The sequence below is a fragment of the Bradyrhizobium sp. 17 genome, assembly GCF_023073515.1.
Classification (GTDB): Bacteria; Pseudomonadota; Alphaproteobacteria; order Rhizobiales; family Xanthobacteraceae; genus Bradyrhizobium; species Bradyrhizobium canariense_D.
Window position 1 is genome coordinate 1 of record NZ_JADPJQ010000025.1, and the last position, 779, is coordinate 779.

The 779-nt window shown below is 62.5% G+C and carries 1 protein-coding gene; it reads right to left on the minus strand.

All coding sequences use genetic code 11. The annotated features are described in order from the left end of the window. Positions 1 to 14 precede the first annotated feature (14 nt). Positions 15 to 779, minus strand: a 765-nt coding sequence (locus IVB13_RS04555) for an IS66 family transposase (protein WP_247487936.1), incomplete at its 5' end; no start/stop codon positions are given.

The following is a 779-nucleotide window of genomic DNA, read 5'->3' on the forward strand; positions in this document are numbered from 1 at the left end:
TGTAAGCGTCGTTCTCAGGCCACGGCTTTGAGGGATTGCGCGCGATAGGCCCAGGGAAGCAGCTGATCGATTTCGCTGTTTGGGTGACCGTTGACGATCCTGGTGAGCGCGTCAGTCAGGAAGGCAAGGGGATCGACGTCGTTCAGCTTACAAGTTTCTACCAGGGATGCGATGATGGCCCAGTGCTCGGCGCCGCCGTCGGAGCCAGCGAACAGTGCATTTTTCCGGTTGAGTGCGATCGGACGGATCGAGCGCTCGACGGCGTTGTTGTCGAGCTCGATACGGCCATCATCGATGAAGCGCGTCAGGCCCTCCCAGCGTGAGAGCGCATAGCGGATTGCGTCTGCCAATTTGCCCTTTTGACTGATCAGCGCAAGCTTGGCGCGGAGCCACCGTTCGAACGCTTCCGCCAGCGGTCGGCTTTTCTGTTGCCGAACGAGACGGCGCCCCTCGGCGCTGCGGCCACGGATGTCCTTCTCGACGGCATAGAGCTCGGCGATTTGCTTGAGCGCCTCGCTCGCAATGGGCGCCGGACCGGGTGTGGCAAGCTCGTAGAAGTTACGCCGCATGTGCGACCAGCAGAATGCAAGCCGAACATCGCCACGCTCGGCGAGCTTGCCATAGCCGGCATAGCCGTCGACCTGCAGAATCCCCTTGAAGCCTGCCAGATGAGCGATCGGTCGATCGGCTTTGCGATCGGGGGCATAGACATAGGCGACGCCGGGCGGATCTGCGCCGCCCCACGGCCGGTCGTCCGCAGCATAGGTCCAGAGCTGACC